Annotated in this window: 21 protein-coding genes; 18 read left to right on the top strand and 3 right to left on the bottom strand. The window is 60.2% G+C overall.

Annotated elements, in window-relative coordinates:
- The first annotated feature begins 38 nt into the window (after positions 1-38).
- The gene (locus ACM6JM_RS21005; protein ID WP_003213368.1) at positions 39-314 is read left to right on the top strand and encodes an HU family DNA-binding protein; all 276 of its coding nucleotides are present in this window, start codon (positions 39-41) and stop codon (positions 312-314) included.
- A 99-nt stretch (positions 315-413) separates the two neighbouring features.
- Here ACM6JM_RS21005 and ACM6JM_RS21000 read toward each other — a convergent pair whose 3' ends face one another.
- Genes ACM6JM_RS21000 through ACM6JM_RS20990 form a run of 3 tightly spaced genes read right to left on the bottom strand, consistent with a single transcriptional unit; the run spans position 414 to position 2,573 of the window.
- A complete protein-coding gene (locus ACM6JM_RS21000) occupies positions 414-1,358 on the bottom strand; it encodes a phosphatidate cytidylyltransferase (protein WP_039765128.1) in 945 nt (314 codons plus the stop codon).
- On the bottom strand, positions 1,355-1,954 hold the full coding sequence (locus ACM6JM_RS20995; RefSeq protein ID WP_039765129.1) for a lysophospholipid acyltransferase family protein: 600 nt from the start codon (positions 1,952-1,954) through the stop codon (positions 1,355-1,357). Before ACM6JM_RS20995 ends, ACM6JM_RS21000 begins: the two co-directional genes overlap by 4 nt.
- Positions 1,941-2,573, bottom strand: coding sequence for a CDP-alcohol phosphatidyltransferase family protein (locus ACM6JM_RS20990; RefSeq protein ID WP_039765131.1), 633 nt, complete (start codon positions 2,571-2,573; stop codon positions 1,941-1,943). The genes ACM6JM_RS20995 and ACM6JM_RS20990 overlap by 14 nt, the downstream gene beginning before the upstream one ends.
- A gap of 691 nt (positions 2,574-3,264) precedes the next feature.
- Between ACM6JM_RS20990 and tssA the strand changes: the two genes are divergently transcribed.
- From tssA to icmH, 17 genes are all read left to right on the top strand, one after another.
- Complete coding sequence (gene tssA / locus ACM6JM_RS20985; protein ID WP_039765132.1) at positions 3,265-4,827, top strand: type VI secretion system protein TssA; 1,563 nt, start codon at positions 3,265-3,267, stop codon at positions 4,825-4,827.
- Between the two features lie 32 nt (positions 4,828-4,859).
- Positions 4,860-5,363, top strand: coding sequence for a type VI secretion system contractile sheath small subunit (tssB, locus tag ACM6JM_RS20980; protein ID WP_003229587.1), 504 nt, complete (start codon positions 4,860-4,862; stop codon positions 5,361-5,363).
- 28 nt (positions 5,364-5,391) lie between these two features.
- Positions 5,392-6,867 carry a type VI secretion system contractile sheath large subunit gene (gene tssC, locus ACM6JM_RS20975; protein WP_011336600.1) on the top strand — a complete coding sequence of 492 codons (1,476 nt, stop codon included), beginning with the start codon at positions 5,392-5,394 and terminating at the stop codon, positions 6,865-6,867.
- Between the two features lie 9 nt (positions 6,868-6,876).
- On the top strand, positions 6,877-7,284 hold the full coding sequence (gene tssE / locus ACM6JM_RS20970) for a type VI secretion system baseplate subunit TssE (RefSeq protein WP_039765135.1): 408 nt from the start codon (positions 6,877-6,879) through the stop codon (positions 7,282-7,284).
- 11 nt (positions 7,285-7,295) lie between these two features.
- Positions 7,296-7,820: a PAAR domain-containing protein gene (locus tag ACM6JM_RS20965; protein WP_039765137.1), complete on the top strand. Its 525-nt coding sequence runs from the start codon at positions 7,296-7,298 to the stop codon at positions 7,818-7,820.
- A gap of 67 nt (positions 7,821-7,887) precedes the next feature.
- Positions 7,888-8,820, top strand: coding sequence for a DUF6402 family protein (locus tag ACM6JM_RS20960; RefSeq protein ID WP_039765139.1), 933 nt, complete (start codon positions 7,888-7,890; stop codon positions 8,818-8,820).
- A complete protein-coding gene (locus tag ACM6JM_RS20955; protein ID WP_039765140.1) occupies positions 8,821-9,249 on the top strand; it encodes a hypothetical protein in 429 nt (142 codons plus the stop codon). It begins immediately after the preceding gene.
- Positions 9,250-9,254: 5 nt separating this feature from the next.
- On the top strand, positions 9,255-9,683 hold the full coding sequence (locus tag ACM6JM_RS20950; protein ID WP_210710271.1) for a hypothetical protein: 429 nt from the start codon (positions 9,255-9,257) through the stop codon (positions 9,681-9,683).
- Positions 9,684-9,808: 125 nt separating this feature from the next.
- Positions 9,809-11,596 carry a type VI secretion system baseplate subunit TssF gene (gene tssF, locus ACM6JM_RS20945; RefSeq protein WP_039765144.1) on the top strand — a complete coding sequence of 596 codons (1,788 nt, stop codon included), beginning with the start codon at positions 9,809-9,811 and terminating at the stop codon, positions 11,594-11,596.
- A complete protein-coding gene (tssG, locus tag ACM6JM_RS20940) occupies positions 11,560-12,567 on the top strand; it encodes a type VI secretion system baseplate subunit TssG (RefSeq protein WP_039765146.1) in 1,008 nt (335 codons plus the stop codon). Before tssF ends, tssG begins: the two co-directional genes overlap by 37 nt.
- Before the next feature lie 11 nt (positions 12,568-12,578).
- Positions 12,579-15,236 carry a type VI secretion system ATPase TssH gene (gene tssH, locus ACM6JM_RS20935; protein ID WP_074689942.1) on the top strand — a complete coding sequence of 886 codons (2,658 nt, stop codon included), beginning with the start codon at positions 12,579-12,581 and terminating at the stop codon, positions 15,234-15,236.
- Between the two features lie 10 nt (positions 15,237-15,246).
- Positions 15,247-16,773, top strand: coding sequence for a sigma-54 interaction domain-containing protein (locus ACM6JM_RS20930; RefSeq protein WP_103385854.1), 1,527 nt, complete (start codon positions 15,247-15,249; stop codon positions 16,771-16,773).
- Positions 16,774-16,866: 93 nt separating this feature from the next.
- A complete protein-coding gene (locus tag ACM6JM_RS20925; protein ID WP_003229566.1) occupies positions 16,867-17,007 on the top strand; it encodes a hypothetical protein in 141 nt (46 codons plus the stop codon).
- An 18-nt stretch (positions 17,008-17,025) separates the two neighbouring features.
- Entirely contained in the window at positions 17,026-18,219 is a 1,194-nt protein-coding gene (tagH, locus tag ACM6JM_RS20920; protein ID WP_039765152.1) for a type VI secretion system-associated FHA domain protein TagH, read from the top strand.
- 5 nt (positions 18,220-18,224) lie between these two features.
- On the top strand, positions 18,225-18,725 hold the full coding sequence (gene tssJ / locus ACM6JM_RS20915; RefSeq protein ID WP_011336587.1) for a type VI secretion system lipoprotein TssJ: 501 nt from the start codon (positions 18,225-18,227) through the stop codon (positions 18,723-18,725).
- Positions 18,726-18,727: 2 nt separating this feature from the next.
- Positions 18,728-20,059 (top strand): type VI secretion system baseplate subunit TssK, encoded by a 1,332-nt coding sequence (gene tssK / locus ACM6JM_RS20910; RefSeq protein WP_039765155.1) that lies wholly within the window; start codon positions 18,728-18,730, stop codon positions 20,057-20,059.
- 5 nt (positions 20,060-20,064) lie between these two features.
- A complete protein-coding gene (gene icmH / locus ACM6JM_RS20905) occupies positions 20,065-20,940 on the top strand; it encodes a type IVB secretion system protein IcmH/DotU (protein ID WP_011336585.1) in 876 nt (291 codons plus the stop codon).

Genomic DNA, 20,940 nt, shown 5'->3' with positions numbered 1-20,940 from the left:
GGACATAACAACAAAAAACCGTCAAAGGGGCTTCACTAATGCGTAAACCAGAACTCGCCGCTGCAATCGCTGAAAAAGCGGATCTGACCAAAGAGCAGGCCAACCGCGTTCTCAACGCCGTTCTCGAAGAAATCACCGGCGCCCTGCACCGCAAGGACAGCGTCACGCTGGTGGGCTTCGGCACCTTCCTGCAACGCCACCGCGGTGCCCGCACCGGCAAAAACCCGCAGACCGGTGAACCGGTGAAGATCAAGGCCAGCAACACCGTTGCGTTCAAGCCAGGCAAATCGTTGAAAGACAGCGTCAATCCATAATGGCGGTAAACGCCCGGTCAGCCGGGCGCGCTGCATGAAAAATGGGCATACCGATTGCGGTCGGATGCCCATTTTTTGTGCTCGATGATTGGGGCCGGATCAGGCCGAGAAGAAGTACCGGGTCAGGTGAAAGAAGATCGGCGCGGCGAAACAGATCGAGTCCATGCGGTCGAGCATCCCGCCGTGGCCCTTGATCATCGTGCCCCAGTCCTTGGCGCTCAGGCTGCGTTTGATCGCCGACATGACCAGGCCGCCGAGGAAGCCCATCACCACGATGACCAGCGACATCAGCAGCGACTGCCAGAAGCTGAACGGCGTCATCCAGAACATGCAACCACCGATCAGCGTGGCGGACAGCCCACCGCCGACCAGCCCTTCCACGGTTTTTGACGGGCTCACCAGCGGCGCAACTTTGCGTTTGCCGAACAGCTTGCCGAACACGTACTGCAGCACATCGCTCATCTGCACCACGAATACCAGGTAGAACAGCAGCAGGGCGTTCTGACCCTGGAAACCCTGCAGGTCCAGCAACAGCAGCGCCGGCGCATGGCTGATGCAGTAGATGCAGATCATCACGCCCCACTGAATCTTCGCCGTGCGCTCCAGAAAGCCCTCGGTGTCCTGGCTCAACACGGCAATCGCCGGCAGCAGCAGGAATGCATACACCGGCACCAGCAGGGTGAACATCGAATACCAATGGGTGCCGATCAGCAGGTATTGCAGCGGGATCAGGATGAAAAACGCCGAAAACAGCGCGTTATGGTCACCGCGTGCGGTCGGCGTGAGTGTTATGAACTCGCGCAGCGCAAACAGCGAAATGAAGCCGAACAGCACCACCGTCGCATTGGGGCCGAGCAGCCAGGACACAAAGAAAATAATGACCATCCCCCACCAGGCATTCACGCGCTGGTTGAGGTTTTCGATGGTCGCGATGGAGCTTTCGCTTTTCGCCCGCCGTGCCAGTACGCCGCCAATCAGCGAAGCCACCGCCAGCAACCCGGCGATTGCCGCGAAGAACCACAGGAACTTGGTTTCCAGACTCATTTCGACAACCTCACGATGGCGTCACGCGCCCGTTCCAGAAACGCCTGTTTCTCCTCACCGGCAATCCTCTGCAGCGGGTCGCCGATGCGGATCGTGCAGATGATCGGCAGCGGCACGTGTTTGCCTTTTGGCATCGAGCGATGCAGGTTTTCCAGGTAGATCGGCACCAGATCGACGTCCGGAAAGGTTTCGGCAAGGCGGAAGATCCCGGACTTGAATTCCCCCGGCAGCGCCTGGGTGGAGCGGGTACCTTCGGGGAAAATGATGATCGAGTGGCCGGCCCGCACTACATCGAAAATCGGCTCCAGCACATTGGTGCCCGGTGCCGGATTACGCTCGATCAGCACCGCGTTCAGGCCTTTCTGCGAGATGTACGATAGAAAGCGGTTCTTGCCCCAGTAGTCGGCGGCGGCCACCGGTTTCACGTTCAACCGGGCTTCCGGCGGCAGTGCGGCGATGATCGCCAGGGTGTCCATGTGGCTGGTGTGGTTGGCGTAGTAGATGCGCTGGCGCGTGAGGTCCGGCGGGCTTTCCCAGCGGGCGGTCACGCCGATCAAGAAGCGCAGCACCGAAATCAGCGCATTACTGATCCACATGGGCCTTCCCCTTCAGTTGTCTGGCGATGGCCAGGGTGCGCGTCACGCAGGTCGCGACGGAGCCAAGGGCGATGATCACCAGCGCGATCAGCAAAGCGTAGTGGGTCGCGTAGTAAATGGTTTCGAACACGTTCAACAGCAACGCCACGGTCATCACCGCCATCCGGTGCTGCTTGGCCATCGGTCCCATGAAGCTCTGGGTGAGCCCTAGAGCGCCGCCGAACACACGGACATACGCTGTCAGCGCAGCGGCCAATGCTGCGAACCAGCCAAGATCGGACTGGCCGATGGCAAAACCCAAGCCGACGATCAGCAGACTGTCGGCTACTCGATCCGGAAACTCGTTGTACAGGCTGCCAACGGCCGACTGCTTGCCGCCTTCGATCGCCACCATCCCGTCGAACAGATTGCACAGCAGCCGCAGTTGAATGCCGACGATACACAGGATCGAACCGGCCACGCCGTTATCGATGTACAGCGTCACCGCGCCGAACAGCGCGAAGAGCATGCTGATGACGGAGATCTGGTTGGGGGAGATGTCCCGCTTGACCAGTTCATCCGTGAAGCGTTTCGCCCAGCCCGCGGAGCGGGTCTTGATGGGCCGTCTGTTTTCATCCATTTGCCAATGTCCGTATCAGTGGTAAGCCGTCAATTGATGACTGAGGCTGGCAATATAAAGGCACGTGCGCAGCATGAAATATATTGATGTAAGAACAGTCCGCGACATTTGTCAGAACAATCCACATCGAAAGTGTGTGCTTAAGCAGGGCGAAGGCTTGATGGATTGACGGAGCCTTGCGGGAAGTCCTGCAATTGTGCGGCTAAAGAAGTCTTGTGAAGTATGCAAAGTGTGCGATGACATCAAATTGATGGCACTTTTATTGATACCAGTTGTCCTCCTCGATTTGTTTAAAGATGCCTATCTGTTTTCGGAAGATTCCTACTTTATTTTCTTTCCAGTGTTGTCATGCTTTCGTCCGTATTTTGGAACGTGCGTTCAAGGAGGTGTCGGCGGGTTTCAGGCAGCCGCTCTGGGACGCAGGTTACGCCGGGGTTTGAAAGGCACGGTTGATATAAGCCGATATCAGGGAAACCCCTGAGACATATAGGGCGATCTCCTACAGCGCCCAATGAACAGTTCGTCTTGTTGTTTAATCGGATGCTTGCTAGTGGCCATCATTGTGATTACGATGCGCGCACTTGAAAGAGCAAACACTCAATTGGATGAGTCTTCCGACTGCTCTTCGATACTGTCCCGCGCCGCTGCAACTCCAATAGGCGCACGACCGTAATCCTTATAAAGGCCATGGATGTCCTACTCAAGCAAACTTTCCGCCCATTACCTCGAACTCGCTAAAGTCTCTGTTTCCAAAGAGAATTTTGCGGGCGAAGACGTTCGTTTCTCGAGCGAATTCGAGGCCCTGGAAAGCGAGCTGGCCAAAGCCTCGTCGATGCACGAAAGCGGGCAGATCGACTGGCTGAAAATTCGCGAAAACAGCGAAAACCTCCTGCGCACCCAATCCAAGGATTTGCGTGTCGGCGCCTGGCTGACCTGGTCGCTGTACCAGCGTGAATCCTTCCCCGGCCTGCTGGCCGGCCTCGGTTTTCTGCACCACTTGTCGGAAAACCACTGGGCCGAGATTCACCCGCTCAAACCCCGCACCCGGGCCGCCGCCATCGGCTGGCTGGTGCCGCGTCTTGAGCAGGTGATCACCGAAAATATCGCGATCAAGGAACAGCTGCCGATGTTCCGGCAGTTGTCCGAGCATCTGTCCGGTCTCGACGCCGCCTGCACCGAGCATCTGGGCGATGATGCGCCGCTGCTGCTGCCGCTCTCCCGCCGCCTGAAAACCATGATCCAGCGCGCCGCCGACAACCAGCCGGCACCCGGTGTGGTGGGCGCGGCGGTGGCGCAGGTCAAGCAGGCCGCCAGCCAGTTGCTGGCACCCGGCGCGCCGATCGACAACGAGAAAGAAGCCCACAAGGCCCTGCGCGCCCAGCAGGAAAGCGCCCGCCCGCTGTGCGCCTGGTGGCTCAAGCAGAAAGCCACCGACCTGCGCGCCCTGCGCCTCAACCGCACCTTGCTGTGGATGACGATCGACGCGGTGCCCGAGCGCAACGCCGAGCAGATCACCGTGCTGCGCGGGTTGCCGGTGGACAAGCTCAAGCAGTATCAGGACCGTTTCGATCAGGGCAAATACGCCGACCTGCTGGTGGAACTGGAGGCGAGCCTGGCGAAGGCGCCGTTCTGGTTCGATGGCCAGAGGATGGTCTGGGAATGTCTCCAGAACCTCAACGCCGAGCTGGCCATGCGCGAAGTGGAAATCCACTTCGCGCTTTTGATTCAACGCCTGCCCGGCATCATCGAGCTGCGTTTCCATGACGGCGCGCCGTTCGCCGATCCGTCCACCCGGGCGTGGATCGCCGGCAACGTCATGCCGCACCTGCAAAGCGCCAGTGCGCCGCGCAAGGTCGAGACCGAGAACGCCGAAACCCAGCCGGCCTGGGAAAAGGCCCTCGAAGAAGTCCAGCCGATCCTGCGCAAGGAAGGCCTCAAGCCCGCGGTGCAGATCCTCAAACAGGGGCTGCAATCGGCGCACGGCGGCCGCGAACGCTTCTTCTGGCAGTTCGCCCTCGCGCGGCTGTGTTTCCTGGCCAAGAAATACGAGCTGGCCAAGAACCAGCTCGAAACCCTCGATCAGACATTACAGGACTCAGGCCTGCACGCCTGGGAGCCCGATCTTGCATTGGAAGTGCTGCACCTGCTGCACAGTTGCTGCGAGTTGTTACCGCAGAACCATGCCGTACGTGAACGCAAGGAAGAGATTTATCGCAGGCTGTGCCACCTCGATCTCGAAGTGGTACTCGAATAGGCCCCAGGGCCACAACCGCAAGGAGAAAAGCCATGGCCAAAGAAGGCTCGGTAGCCCCCAAGGAACGCATCAACGTCACCTTCAAACCCGCCACCGGCGGTGCTCAGGAAGAGATTGAACTGCCGCTGAAGCTGCTGGCAATCGGTGACTACACCCACCGCAAGGACGATCGCAAGATCGAGGATCGCAAGCCGATCAGCATCGACAAGATGACCTTCGACGAAGTGCTGGCCAAGCAAGAGCTGGGTCTGACGCTGAGCGTGCCGAACCGTCTGCAGGAAGATGGCGAGGCCGACGAGCTGGCTGTGCAACTGCGCGTCAACTCCATGAAGGACTTCAACCCGGCCAGCCTGGTCGAGCAAGTGCCTGAGCTGAAAAAACTGATGGAACTGCGCGACGCGCTGGTGGCCCTCAAAGGCCCGCTGGGTAACGCACCTGCGTTCCGTAAAGCCATCGAAGGCGTGCTCGCCGACGATGAATCCCGCGGTCGCGTACTCGGTGAGCTGGGCCTGAACGCCGCAGCTCCGGACGCTTGAGACTCCAGCAGCCAAGGAAGCCAACACAATGAGCACTAGCGCAGCACAACAGAACGCCGCAGAAAACGGCGAATACAGCATCCTCGACAGCATCATCGCCGAAACCCGCCTGACGCCGGACGACGAAGCCTACGACATCGCCAAACGCGGTGTGTCGGCGTTCATCGAAGAGCTGCTCAAGCCGCAGAACAACGGTGAGCCGGTCAAGAAAGCCATGGTTGACCGCATGATCGCCGAGATCGATGCCAAGCTCAGCCGTCAGATGGACGAAATCCTGCACCACCCGGACTTCCAGGCCCTGGAATCGTCGTGGCGTGGCCTGCAACTGCTGGTCGACCGCACCAACTTCCGCGAAAACATCAAGATCGAAATCCTCAACGTCTCCAAAGAAGACCTGCTGGACGATTTCGAAGACTCGCCGGAAGTCATGCAGTCGGGCCTGTACAAGCACATCTACACCGCTGAATACGGCCAGTTCGGTGGTCAGCCGGTTGGCGCGATCATTGCCAACTACTACATGTCCCCAAGCTCGCCGGACGTGAAGCTGATGCAGTACGTGTCCAGCGTAGCCTGCATGTCCCACGCGCCGTTCATCGCCGCCGCCGGCCCGAAATTCTTCGGCCTGGAAAGCTTCACCGGTCTGCCGGACCTGAAGGATCTGAAAGATCACTTCGAAGGCCCGCAATTCGCCAAATGGCAGAGCTTCCGTACCTCGGAAGACTCCCGCTACGTTGGCCTGACCGTGCCGCGCTTCCTGCTGCGTAACCCGTACGACCCGGAAGAGAACCCGGTCAAATCGTTCGTGTACAAGGAAAACGTTGCCAACAGCCACGAGCACTACCTGTGGGGCAACACCGCTTACGCGTTCGGCACCAAGCTGACCGACAGCTTCGCCAAGTTCCGCTGGTGCCCGAACATCATCGGCCCACAGAGCGGCGGCGCGGTTGAAGACCTGCCTCTGCACCACTTCGAAAGCATGGGCGAAATCGAAACCAAGATTCCTACCGAGGTTCTGGTTTCCGACCGTCGTGAATACGAACTGGCCGAGGAAGGCTTCATCTCCCTGACCATGCGTAAAGGCTCCGACAACGCGGCGTTCTTCTCCGCAAGCTCGGTGCAGAAGCCGAAGTTCTTCGGCATCAGCGCAGAAGGCAAGGCTGCAGAGCTGAACTACAAGCTCGGCACCCAACTGCCGTACATGATGATCGTCAACCGCCTGGCTCACTACCTGAAAGTGCTGCAGCGCGAGCAGCTCGGTTCGTGGAAAGAACGTACCGACCTCGAGCTGGAACTGAACAAGTGGATCCGCCAGTACGTGGCCGACCAGGAAAACCCGAGCGCCGAAGTGCGTGGCCGTCGTCCGCTGCGCGCTGCGCAAGTGATCGTCAGCGACGTTGAAGGCGAGCCGGGCTGGTACCGCGTCAGCCTGAACGTGCGTCCGCACTTCAAGTACATGGGTGCCGATTTCACCCTGTCGCTGGTTGGCAAGCTGGACAAAGAGTAAGAGCGACTCATGGACGGATACGGCAGCCTTTTCGAACGCCTCAACGGCGACGCGGAACTACGCAAGGGCAGGAGCCTCGAGGCTTCGGCCATGGCGTCGGTGGCTGCCCATCTGGCCAAAATGCTCAGCACCCGGGCCGGCAGCGTGCAAACGCTGTCCGACTACGGGTTGCCCGATCTCAATGACATGCGCCTGAGCCTGCACGACTCCCTGAGTCAGGCCCGCCTGGCCATCGAAAGCTTCATCGAAGCCTACGAGCCGCGCCTGAGCAACGTGCGTGTCATTTCCCTGCCGCGTGACCACGATCAGCTCCGCCTGGCCTTCAGCATCGAAGGCCTGCTGGAAGTCGAGGGTTTCAAGCGTCAGGTCAGTTTCTCCGCGCGCCTGGATGGCAGCGGTCAAGTGAAGGTCAACTAAGGAGAACCCCGATGTCTGGCAAACCTGCAGCACGCGTATCCGACCCCACCGCTTGCCCGCTCCCCGGCCACGGCACCAACCCGATTGCCGCCGGTTCCGGCGACGTGTTCTTCGACGGCCTCCCGGCCGCCCGCGAAGGCGATGCCTCCGCGTGTGGTGGTGCGATGGTCGGCGATCTGGCGACGACGGTTCTGATCAACGGCAAGCCTGCCGCCACGGTCGGTTCGGTTGGATCTCATGGCAATAAAGTCACGGCTGGATCCGGGACGGTGATTATCGGCAATTCGCATTCGCCGGCGCCGTTTGTGCCGCCGTTGCCTGTGGAAATTCAGTGGCCGTTTAACGAACACTTTGTGATCAATTGTCAGGACACTGGAAAACCACTGTCCGGAATTGAGTACACGCTGAAGACGGCGTCCGGAAAAATAGTAACCGGTATTACAGGTGCCGATGGAAAGACAAAGTTGATTCATTCGGACAGAGCCGAGCCAGTTGAGCTGATCATTGAGCAGCAAACTAAAGTGGCAATCGATTGAATACTAAAAATGGGGCTTGTTGCTGTCAGTGGCAGCGCAGTCGAGCAATAACGGCAGGGATGTTGAAATGGCAAACACGACAGTGAAGGCAACAATGTCGCCGGCGAGCAAGAAGACCGGGCAGATAGTGACTGCTCGTAAGTTTGCAGTCACGGATATCCCTGGCGCGATGGATAAGATGAACTGGCCAGTCGCAGCTAAGTTGATGCGCTATTGGTTTGAGGGGAGCCCGTGGGCCACCGCAGATGGTGGCATGGATGAGCTTACGAAAAGCCATAAAAAAGAACCGATCGACCCCTACGTCGAAAGCTCCATTGTAAAAATGGCATGGGTCTTGAAGTTTGATCGGGCAAATAAAGCATTCAATGAGTTAAAGGCAAAATGGAATAGTCCGAATGCATTAATTAGAATGCGCAAGGAACTTCCAGCGAAACTTGCAGGCAAGGTTGATGGTGCTTATCAGCAGAAGTTTGCAAGTGCCAGAGAAGCGGAAAAATTTGGCTATACCAATACGGTTCCGGTCCAGACTTCAAATTTAAATATGTTCCTTCTGGATGAGTTGAGAGGCGCTCTTGCAAATTTCAATATGAGAGTGATTGCTGAGGGAGAAATTATTATTGCCTCAGGAAAAATCAGCTTTCTGGTTAACCGCCTAGGGTATTACATCGACGATAGCTACGATTTTAGCGATGTAGGCACGCGCTTCAGTCAGCCGCTAGGTTATTGGAACTATGACGGCGTGGACGACCCGGTAACAAGCAATGGTTCCAACTTTCTCTCGGCAATTGGCAAAGCGGAAATGGCCAGGACGGCTGCTATGCGCGGGGAGGATGTGCAAGCTGCGTTCAAGGATATCGATGGTAAACGTTATCACCTGATTCAAAATAGTGATTTTATCGAGTATCGAGAAAAACATGGGAAAGGGGGAGATTTTACTGTCTATTCCGACGTTTTATACGAAAGTGTTACGCCGCCCGTTTTGATAAAGGTGGTGGAGTAAATGCGTTTAAAAATCGCATGTATGGTTTTACTATCTTTCCTTTTGATCGGGGGGGTAGTGTTTTATTTTTTTGTCGAGAGTCTATCCCAGCGCCGCCCAGATGTTATTGAGCTAAGCTCCTCCAGGCAGTACATAGTGGAACGTGTACCTTTTATTTCCTTGTTTTTCACTGAACCCCTTTCCTATCTTCGAATCACGGATCAGGACTCGCCTGAACATATTTACCGAAGCCCGCTATATCCAACAACAAGGCTGCTGGAAATGCAGTTAAGCGAGGATAAGGGCGCATTGAGAATTTCTGATTTTGCGTTCCTGACGGGGGAGAAGAGGTTTGTTTTTTACTCTCGACAATGGAAAGATCACTGGATGAATCGATTTGTGAGTAATGCACCGTATTCCATAGAGCATCTTGATGAGAGTGGAAAATGATATCCGTGTTCGGTTTGTTGGTTCATAAGCACCGTAAAGGCATTCGCATTGCAATTGCTTTACTCATGGTTATTTTTGCGCTGCTGTTTTACGTAGTTGCCGCGATGAAAAATTATCCAGCCAGCTCGACAGTGATCAGCCCTTCAGGTCGGTACATTTTAGAGAACGTCAGGGTTGGTAAAGTACTCACTCTCGGAGGAATGGCTTATTTGAGGGTAATTGACAGGCAAGCTCCGCAAGAGGTTTACCGAACACCTCTGTACGACACTCAATCACTGGATATGCGAGTGACCGAAGATGGTGAAACTGTCGGCATCGCCTGGATTTATTTCAATCGGGACAAGAAAACGTTCGATATTGCCATGCCCCAATGGGAATCGCATTGGCTGAATATATTTATCAGCAACACCCCATATGAACACATTGAAAACTGAGCTCCCGTATGAACCAGCGTGCCGGTTCAAGCCAACCTGCAGGTTACGTGCAGCGGCCAAGTCGGGCATCGAGCGTAATCCGCAGGACAGTTATTCCATGAGTTCCACTACCAGGCAGGTAACCCGTGTCCTTTAACCACTACTACCAAAGCGAACTCACCGCACTGCGCCAACTGGGCCGCCGTTTCGCCGAGCGTAGTCCGGCGTTGGCGCCGTTCCTGGGGCAGGCCGGGCGGGATCCGGATGTGGAGCGGTTGCTGGAAGGCTTTGCGTTTCTGACCGGGCGGCTGCGTCAGAAGCTCGATGACGAGTTGCCGGAGCTCAGCCATTCCCTGATGCAGTTGTTGTGGCCGAACTACATGCGCCCGCTGCCGGCGTTCAGCATTCTGCAGTTCGACCCGCTCAAGCGTTCCGGGCCGGCGCTGAAGGTCGAGCGTGACACGCCGATCGAGAGCGTGCCGATCGAAGACGTGCGCTGCCGCTTCCGCACCTGCTACCCGACCGAAGTCATGGCCCTGGATCTGGCCGCGCTGAACTACTCGGTGAAGGGCGACGGTTCGTTGCTCAGCCTGCGCCTGGAGATGAGTGCCGACGGCCACCTCGGCGAGCTGGAGCTGAGCAAACTGCGCCTGCACTTTGCCGGCGAGCGCTACATCAGCCAGATGCTCTACCTGAGCCTGCTGCGCAACCTCGAAGGCATCGAACTGATCCCGCTCGACGGCGCCGGCAAGCCGATCGATGGCGTGAGCGGCAAGCCGATGGCGTTCAAGATTCCGGGCGACCGGGTCAAACCGGTGGGCTTTGCCGAAGAAGAAGCGTTGATCCCGTATCCGCTGAACACCTTCCGCGGCTATCGCTATCTGCAGGAATACTTCGCCTTCCAGGACAAGTTCCTGTTCGTTGATGTCCACGGTCTGGACATTCTCAAGGCGCTGCCGGAAGACACGCTCAAGCAGATGCGTGGCCTGGAATTGCGCTTCGACATCCGCAAGAGCGGCATCATGCGCATGCGTCCGACCCTGGATAACGTGAAGCTGTTCTGCACGCCGATCGTCAACCTGTTCAAGCACGACGCACTGCCGATCCGCCTCGACGGCAAACAGGACGAATACCTGCTGCTGCCGGCCGAATACGATCTGGAAAACTGCGGCGTGTTCTCGGTGGAGACCGTGACCGGCTGGAAACCCGGCGGCCTCGGTTATCAGGAGTACGTGCCGTTCGAATCCTTCGAGCACGATCCGAGTTTCGACGTGCCCAACAGCCGTCCGCATTACAGCATCCGTCAGCGTTCGTCGCTGCTGCACGACGGCCTCGACACCTACCTGAGCTTCGGCATCCGCCACACCGAAGCCCATGAAACCCTGTCGATCGAGCTGGTCTGCACCAATCAGAACCTGCCGCGCAAACTCAAGCTCGGGCAGATCTGCATGGCCTGCGAAGAGACCCCGGAGTTCCTCAGTTTCCGCAACATCACCCCGGCCACTTCCAGTTTCGCGCCGCCGCTGAACCGTGACTTCCTGTGGAAGCTGATCAGCAACATGTCGCTTAACTATCTGTCGCTGGCCGACGTCAATGCACTGAAGGTGATTCTCGAAACCTACGACCTGCCGCGCTACTACGACCAGCACGCGGAGAAGGTCAGCAAACGCCTGCTCGGCGGCCTCAAGCACATCAAGCATCACCACGTGGATCGCTTGCACCGTGGTTTGCCGGTACGCGGTCTGCGCACCGAACTGACCATCGACCCGGAAGGGTATATCGGTGAGGGCGATCTGTTCGTCTTCGCCTCGGTTCTCAACGAGTTTTTCGCGCTTTACGCCAGTCTCAATTCATTCCACGAGCTGCGGGTAAAAAGCACACAGGGAGAGGTGTACCAATGGACACCACGTATGGGCCTGCAGCCCCTGCTTTAAGCGGGCTGACGAAGGTAATACGCGAGTACTCGCTGTTTCAGGCCGTGCTGCTGGTGATCGACCGGCTGCGCGATGCGCACCCGTACCTGAGCGAAGACGACCTGTACGACCAGCTGGAATTCCAGGCCAACCCGAGCCTCGGATTTCCGCGCAGCGACGTCGATCGCGTGGAGTTTTTCGAAGAGCACGGGCAGATGCGCGCGCGCCTGCGGTTCAACCTGATCGGCCTGGTCGGTTCCGGTTCGCCGCTGCCGGCGTTCTACGGCGAGCAAGCCCTGGGCGACAGCGAAGACGGCAACCCGACGCGCAACTTCCTCGACCTGTTCCACCATCGCCTGCAACGGCTGATGCTGCCGATCTGGCGCAAGTACCGCTATCGCGCGAGCTTCCAGAGCGGCGCGGTCGATCCGTTCTCCTCGCAGCTGTTCGCCCTGATCGGCCTCGGCGGTGACGAGATCCGCAAGGCCAAGGAGCTGAACTGGAAACGCCTGCTGCCGTACCTCGGCCTGCTCAGTTTGCGGGCGCACTCGGCGGCGCTGATCGAAGCGGTGCTGCGTTACTACTTCAAGCACGAAGACCTGGTCATCGAGCAGTGCATCGAGCGCCGCGTGGAAATCCTCGAAGAACAGCGCAACCGCCTCGGCTTCGCCAACAGCGTGCTGGGTGAAGACCTGGTGCTGGGCGAACGCGTGCGCGATCGCAGCGGCAAATTCCGCATTCACATCACCGAACTCGACTGGGAACGCTTCCACGAATTCCTGCCCATCGGTTTCGGTTACCAGCCGCTCTGCGCGCTGGTGCGGTTCACCCTGCGTGACCCGCTCGATTACGACATTCGCCTGGTGCTGCGCCCGGAAGAAATCCGCGAACTGCGCATTGGCGAGAAGAACGACTGTCGCCTGGGGTGGACCAGTTGGCTGGGCTGCGAAAAAGCAGACGGCGTGGTGACCCTGGGCAGCAAAATTCATTAAGGACGTGAGCCATGATCAACGTAGACCTGCAACAACTCATCCAGGCGCTGGACGCCGAAACCCGTCGCGATCTGGAGCGTTCGGCCGAGCGCTGCGTGGCCCGTGGCGGCAGCAAGATTCTGGTCGAAGACTTGCTGCTCGGCCTGCTGGAGCGCCCGAACGGTCTGCTCTCCCGTGCGCTGCAGGATGCCGACGTTGATGCCGGCGAACTGAGCGCCGCGCTGCAATCGCGGGTCGAGCACAGCGCTTCGCGCAACCCGGTGTTCGCTCCGGAACTGGTGCAGTGGCTGCAGGACGCGCTGCTGGTGGCCAACCTTGAACTGGGCCAGACCTCGGTCGAAGACGCGGCGCTGATCCTCGCGCTGCTGCGCAACCCGATGCGTTACGCCGGCAGCCGCTACCAGCCGTTGCTCGCCAAACTGAACATCGATCGCCTGAAGGAATTTGCCCTGTCGCAACAACCTCAGGCAGCGGCCAACGGCAAACCGGCCGCCCAGGGCGAATCGCTGCTCGAGCGCTTCACCCACAACCTGACCCAACAGGCCCGCGACGGCAAACTCGACCCGGTGCTGTGCCGCGATGGCGCGATCCGCCAGATGGTCGACATCCTCGCCCGTCGCCGCAAGAACAACCCGATCGTGGTCGGTGAAGCCGGTGTCGGTAAAACCGCCATCGTCGAAGGCCTGGCCTCGCGCATCGCTGCCGGTGAAGTACCGCAGGTGCTCAAGGGCGTCGAGCTGCTGTCGCTGGACATGGGCCTGTTGCAGGCCGGCGCCAGCGTCAAAGGTGAATTCGAGCGTCGTCTGAAAGGCGTGATCGACGAGGTCAAAGCCTCGCCGAAGCCGATCATCCTGTTCATCGACGAAGCCCACACCCTGATCGGCGCGGGCGGCAATGCCGGCGGTTCCGACGCGGCCAACCTGCTGAAACCGGCGCTGGCCCGTGGCGAGCTGCGCACCATCGCCGCGACCACCTGGGCCGAGTACAAGAAATACTTCGAGAAAGACCCGGCGCTGGCCCGTCGCTTCCAACCGGTTCAACTGCACGAACCGACCGTGAGCGAAGCGGTGACCATCCTGCGTGGCCTGGCTCAGGTCTACGAAAAGAGCCACGGCATTTACCTGCGCGATGACGCGGTGGTTTCGGCAGCGGAACTATCCGCCCGTTATCTGGCCGGTCGGCAACTGCCGGACAAGGCTGTCGATGTGCTCGACACCGCGTGCGCCCGTGTTCGCATCAGCCTCGCTGCGGCTCCGGAAAGCCTGGAACGCCTGCGTGGTGAGCTGGCTGAAGGTGGCCGTCAGCGTCAGGCCCTGCGCCGCGATGCCGAAGCCGGTCTGCTGATCGACCACGAAGCGCTGGAGGCACTGGAAGCGCGTCTGGACGAAGCCGAAGCGGAAAGGGTCGCACTGGAAACCCAGTGGACCGAGCAGAAACAACTGGCCGAGCGCCTGCTGGAACTGCGTCAGCAACTGGCCAAGGCCCGTGAAGCCGCTGCGGTCGAGCCGGTGGTCACCGTTGAGGAAGACGCCGAAGGCACCGTGATCGAAACCCACGCCGCCGACATCGACGAAGCCCTCAGCGTCGAGGCGCTGGAAGCGCAACTCAACGAAACTCATAGCGCCCTGACCGCCGCTCAGGTCAAGGAGCGTCTGGTCAGCTTCGAAGTCTGCCCGCGTCTGGTGGCCGAAGTGATCAGCGCCTGGACCGGCGTGCCACTGGCGCAACTGGCCCGCGAACACAACGCCAAGGTCGCCAGCTTCGCCACCGACCTGCGCACCCGCATCCGTGGTCAGGAACAAGCCGTGCACGCACTGGATCGCTCGATGCGCGCCACCGCTGCCGGCCTGAACAAGCCTGACGCACCGGTCGGCGTGTTCCTGCTGGTCGGCCCGAGCGGCGTCGGCAAGACCGAAACCGCACTGGCACTCGCCGACCTGCTATACGGCGGCGACCGTTTCATCACCACCATCAACATGTCCGAGTTCCAGGAGAAGCACACCGTTTCCCGTCTGATCGGTGCACCGCCAGGCTACGTCGGTTACGGCGAGGGTGGCATGCTCACCGAAGCCGTGCGCCAGAAGCCGTATTCGGTGGTGCTGCTCGATGAAGTCGAGAAGGCCGATCCGGACGTGCTCAATCTGTTCTACCAAATCTTCGACAAAGGCGTGGCCAACGACGGCGAAGGGCGCGAGATCGACTTCCGCAATACGCTGATCCTGATGACCTCGAACCTGGGCAGCGACAAGATCAGCGACCTCTGCGAAGACGGCGCGCGTCCGACCGCCGAAGTGCTGGAAGAAACCATTCGCCCGGTGCTCAGCAAACACTTCAAACCGGCGCTGCTGGCGCGGATGAAAGTGGTGCCGTACTACCCGGTCGGTGGCCCGGTGCTGCGCGAGCTGATCGAGATCAAGCTCGGTCGTCTGGGCGAACGTCTGAACCGTCGCCAGCTGGACTTCACCTGGTGCCAGAACCTCGTCGATCACCTGTCCGAGCGATGCACGCAAAGCGAAAGCGGTGCACGCCTGATCGACCACTTGCTCGATCAGCACGTGCTGCCGCTGGTGGCCGACCGCTTGCTCGACGCCATGGCCACCGGTGAAAGCCTCAAGCGCGTGCATGCGACGCTCGACGGTGAAGCCAGCGTGACCTGCGAGTTCGCCTGAGGTGAGTGTGATGTTCACTCAAGTGCCGCAGCCACTGCTCTATGCCGAAGCCTTGCTGGCGCAGTTCGCCAGCCTGTCGCGCGCGGCGGACGGTGCTGCGCTGCTGGGTGACTTCGTGCGCGGTCTGGCCGGGCTGAGCGGTTGCGAACTGACGCAGCTGTACTTGCTGGATGCCACGCACACGTCGCTGGGGATGAACGCCGAATGCCTGGACGGCGTGCTGCAACCGCGCAGCGCGGCGAGTCTGCCGGCGGACTACAACGGCGAGCAACTGTTGCAATTCGCCCTGTGCCAGAACCGCGTGGTGTGCTTCGACGACCTGGGCGGCAGCCTGCACGAAACCAGTTTTCTGCCGGCGTCGTCCGCGCCGTGGCAGTCGCTGCTGTGCGTGCCGCTGGTCAATCAGCAAAAGGCCGTCGAAGGCCTGTTGTTGTGCGCCAGTCGTCGGCACATCGACCTGCAAGGCTTCGCCGATTCCCTCGGTCAGCTCGGCTCGTTCGTGCTGGGTCAGCTGCATCTGCTGCAACGTCTGCGCCAGCCAGTGGATGCGGCCGCGCCGGTCGTGCGCAGTCTGCCGAGTGCCAGCGGCTACGGCCTGATCGGCAAGAGCGCGGCAATGCGTCAGACCTACTCGCTGATCAGCAAAGTCCTGCACAGCCCGTACACCGTGCTGTTGCGTGGCGAGACCGGCACCGGCAAGGAAGTGGTGGCGCGGGCGATCCACGATTGCGGCCCGCGCCGGTCCCAGGCGTTCATCGTGCAGAACTGCGCGGCGTTCCCGGAAAACCTGCTGGAAAGCGAGCTGTTCGGCTATCGCAAAGGTGCGTTCACCGGCGCCGACCGTGACCGCGCCGGGCTGTTCGACGCGGCCAACGGCGGCACCCTGTTGCTCGACGAAATCGGTGACATGCCGCTGTCGCTGCAAGCCAAGTTGCTGCGCGTGTTGCAGGAAGGCGAGATCCGTCCGCTGGGTTCCAACGACACCCACAAGATCGACGTGCGCATCATCGCTGCAACGCACCGCGATCTGTCGGTGCTGGTCAGCGAAGGCAAATTCCGCGAGGACCTGTACTACCGTCTCGCGCAATTCCCGATCGAATTGCCGGCCCTGCGTCAGCGCGAAGGCGACATCCTCGACCTGGCCAAGCACTTTGCCGATAAGGCCTGCACTTTCCTGCAACGTGATCCGGTGCGCTGGTCGGACGCGGCGCTTGAACACCTGTCCGGTTACACCTTCCCCGGCAACGTGCGTGAACTCAAAGGCCTGGTCGAGCGGGCGGTGCTGTTGTGCGAGGGCGGCGAGTTGCTGGCCGAACATTTCTCGCTGCGTCTGGAATCGGCGTCGGTGCCGGAAGACCACTGCGGCCTCAATCTGCGCGAACGACTGGAAGCGGTCGAACGCAATCTGCTGCTCGATTGCCTGCGCAAGAACGACGGCAACCAGACGCTCGCCGCCCGCGAACTGGGCCTGCCGCGCCGCACGCTGCTGTACCGGCTCGGCCGCTTGAACATCAATCTGGGTGATTTCGATGGGTAGGCGAAAGTCCGTCGGATTCACCTCGAACACCTATGTCAGCGCCGCCCGCAAGGGTCGGCGCTTTGTGCTTTGTCTACACCTGGAGACCCTCTGATGTCTGTTCGTCACTGGCACGCTGTCCTGCTGACCCTCGTCGTTCTATGCGGCCTCGGCGGTTGCAGCGGCAATTACAAATTCAACGATAACGATTACCGCCCGTTGGGTGATCCGCAGGCGGTCAATCGCGGCAAGTGACCGCAAGGAGCATCAAACATGGAATTGGTTTTCGAAATGCTGAACACCAAGCAGTTCGTGCCCACCGAGCTGTGCCAGCGGACCTTCAAACAGGCCGGTGGCGTGATCGGGCGGGGCGAGGACTGCGACTGGATCATCCCTGACCGCAAGCGGCACTTGTCCAACCACCACGCGATCGTCAGCTATCGCGAGGGTTCGTTCTTCCTGACCGACACCAGCAGCAACGGTGTGCAGGACGGCGACAGCGGCGCACGCCTGCACAAGGGCGAACCGGTGCGTATCGAGCACGGCAGCACCTACGTGCTGGGCGACTTCGAGATTCGTGCGCGCCTGGTGCGCGACCCGGCGACCTTCGACGGTGAAGTCGGCCTGCCACGTGCCGCCGGCAGCATCATCCCGGACGACGCGTTCCTCGACCTCGACCCGCTTAAGTCGCTGGAGCAGCAAGAGCGCGTGTACTCGGAATTCGAGGAAATGCTCGCACCGGTGACCGACCCTGAAGACTCCCGTCAGCGCGCCGACTACGCGCGCATCGACATGGAAAGCCTGATGGTGCCGGAGCTGATCGTCGAGCCCACGCCTGAGCCTGCGCCGGCGCCGAAAGCGGTCGAGCGTCAGAGCGAAACCTTCTGGGATAAATTCGGCGCGGCCCTTGGCGTGAACGTGAAGAACCTCAGCCACGACGAGCGTGAAGCGCTTGCGCTGAACGCTGCACGTCTGCTGCGCCAGAGCATCGGCGGTCTGCAACAGAGCCTGCGCACCCGTTCGGAGCTGAAAAACGAACTGCGTCTGGCCCAGACCACCGTACAAGGCACCAACAAGAATCCGCTGAAATTCGCCGTCGATCCGAGCGAGGCGCTGGACATCCTGTTGCAACCGCACAAGCCGGGCCATTTGCCGGCCGAGCAGGCGATCTCCCGGGCGTTCCGCGATTTGCAGGCGCATCAGGTGGCGCTGCTGACCGCCAGCCGCGCGGCGGTGCGCGGCACTCTGGAGCACTTCTCGCCGGAGCAGTTGACCCTGCGTTTCGAGCGCGACAACAAGCCGTTGCTCGCCACCGCCGGCGGGCGCTGGAGAGCGTTCAACCGTTACCACCATGCGCTGCGTCAGGACGACGACTGGAGCGAGCGCCTGCTGGCCCGCGACTTCGCCCAGGCCTACGAAGAACAGATCCGCCTGATCTCCACCCTCCACACCGACCACCAAGGATGATGCGCATGTCTCGCCGCTCGACCGCTTTTTTCAAGACGCTGACCGCGCTCACCCTGTTGGTGCTGCTCGCCGGTTGTTCGTCGCTGTCGCCGTATTCGAAAGTGACCAAGATCAACCTGAAGCTGACCGGCAGCGATCAGCTGAACCCGGATCTCAATGGTCGTCCGTCGCCGATCGTGGTGCGCCTGTTCGAACTCAAGCACCCGGTGACCTTCGAGAACGCCGATTTCTTCAGCCTCTACGAGCGCGCCAAGGAATCCCTCAACCCGGATCTGGTGGCCAGCGAAGAACTCGAACTGCGCCCGGGTGAAACCGTGGAACTGAAACTCAGCGTGGAGGAGGGCAGCCGCTTCATCGGCATCCTCGCCGCGTACCGCGACCTGCCGGAAACCAAATGGCGCCACACGTTCCCGATCACACCGCTGGAAGTCACCGAAGCCGATCTGACCCTGGATCAGGCCGGTATCCGCAAGACCAACGAAGTGCTCGCCAAGGCGGATGACTGATCATGAATACCCATAAAGTCATCTGGCAGGAAGGCATGCTGCTGCGTCCGCAGCACTTCCAGCACAACGACCGCTACTACGATCACCAGATGAAGACCCGCACCCGGTTGCTGGGCGGCTACACCTGGGGTTTCCTGAACCTTGAGATCGACTTGCAGTTCCTCAACATGGGCAAACTGGTAATCAGTGAAGCCTCGGGAATTCTGCCGGACGGCAGCCTGTTCGAACTCGGCGGCAACACCGAACCGCTGGCGCTGGACGTGCCGCCGAACACCGGCAACACGCCGATCTACCTGGCGCTGCCACTGGTCACCGGTAACCACATCGAGGCCCGTCGCCCGGAGCAGTCCGACGTGCTGGCGCGTTACACCGCATATGACGCCGAAGTGGCCGACTCCAACGCCGGTGATGATTCCGCCAGCCAGGTCAGTTGCGGTCGCCCGGACTTCAAGCTGTTGCTCGGCGAGCAGCAGAGCGACCAGGCCTACGTGAAGCTGAAGATCTGCGACGTGCTCGACACCACGCCGGACGGCGTGATCAGCCTCGATCCGGATTTCGTGCCGACCTACATTCAGGCCCACGCCTCCAGCTACCTGCTGTCGTGCCTGAAAGAAGTGATCAGCATGCTCGGTCACCGGGGCGACACCATTGCCGAACGGATTCGTTCGAACGGCAAGGTCGGCGGCGCGGAAATCGGCGACTTCATGATGCTGCAACTGATCAACCGCACCGAACTGCTGCTGCGCCACTACCTGGGTCTGGAGCAGGTTCACCCGGAAGAGTTGTACCGCACGCTGCTGACCATGCTCGGCGATCTGGCGACCTTCTCCAGCGACAGCAAACGGCCGCGTCTGGACAGCCGTTACTCCCACGCCGACCAGGGTGCGAGTTTCCGCAAACTGATGGAGTCGATCCGTCAGGTGCTGTCGATGGTGCTGGAACAGCACGCCATCGAACTGATCCTGCAAGCGCGTCAGTACGGGATCATCGTGTCGCCGCTGCACGACCACAAACTGCTGGGCTCGGCGTCGTTCGTGCTGGCAGCCAGTGCCAACTGTGACTCCGAAGAACTGCGCAACCGCTTGCCTGCGCACCTCAAGGTCGGCCCGGTGGAGCGCATCCGCCAACTGGTCAACCTGCACCTGCCGGGGATCAAGGTCAAACCGTTGCCGGTGGCCCCGCGGCAGATCGCGTTCCACTCCAACAAAACCTATTTCATCCTCGAACTCAGTTCCGAAGACCTGGCACAACTCGAGCGCTCCGGCGGCTTCGCGTTCCATGTGTCCGGAGAATTCGCCGAGCTTGAACTGAAATTCTGGGCCATCAGGAACTGACCGACATGATCAAGGACATGGAACACAACCAGGACGACAAAACCGTCCTGCTCGACCGTCAGGGCCATGGCCCGGCGGCGAGTCCGCTGACCGACTTCGCCGCGCCACCGCGCTTCGAGCAACTGGAAGAACGGATGATCTACGCCGCGCGCCTGCGCCCGGCGGAGGCCTTCAACATCAGCCTCAATTCGCTGGTGGCGGCGTCGTCCGAACTGCTGTCGGAAGTGGTGCGCCTCAAGCACAGCGAAACCCGCGAAGACCTCTACGCGCTCAACGAGCGCCTGACCGCCGGGCTCAAGCTGTTTGAAGTACGCGCCCTGCACAACGGCGCCGAAAGCAGCCAGGTGATGGCCGCTCGTTACGTGCTCTGCACCGTGGTCGACGAAGCCGTCGTGACCACGCCGTGGGGCAACGAAAGCGAGTGGTCGCAGATGAGCCTGCTCAGCAGCTTCCACAACGAAACCTTCGGTGGCGAGAAGTTCTTCCAGCTGCTCGATCGGCTGTCGAAAAACCCGGTCAAGCACCTGCCGATGCTGGAGCTGATGTACCTGTGCCTGTCCCTCGGTTTCGAGGGCAAGTACCGCGTGCAGGCGCGCGGCATGCTGGAACTCGAAGGCATCCGCGACGCCCTGTACCGGCAGATCCGTCAGTTGCGTGGCGACGTGCCGCGCGAATTGTCGCCGCAGTGGGAAGGCCTCAACGATCAGCGCCGCAACCTGGTGCGCATCGTGCCGGCGTGGATGGTGGTGCTGTTCACCTTCGTCTGTCTGGTGATGATGTATTCGGGCTTCGCCTGGGTCTTGGGCGAGCAGCGCGACACCGTTCTGCAACCTTATCAGCCGCTTGATCCGGCCGCGGCCCAGCCGCAGTCGCAGCCGTAA

Origin of the sequence: Pseudomonas sp. IT-P2 (genome assembly GCF_949767575.1) — a bacterium.
Lineage (GTDB): Bacteria > Pseudomonadota > Gammaproteobacteria > Pseudomonadales > Pseudomonadaceae > Aquipseudomonas > Aquipseudomonas pharyngis.
Note: the sequence above shows the minus strand (reverse complement) of the source record. Positions and strands in the feature narration are given on the sequence as shown.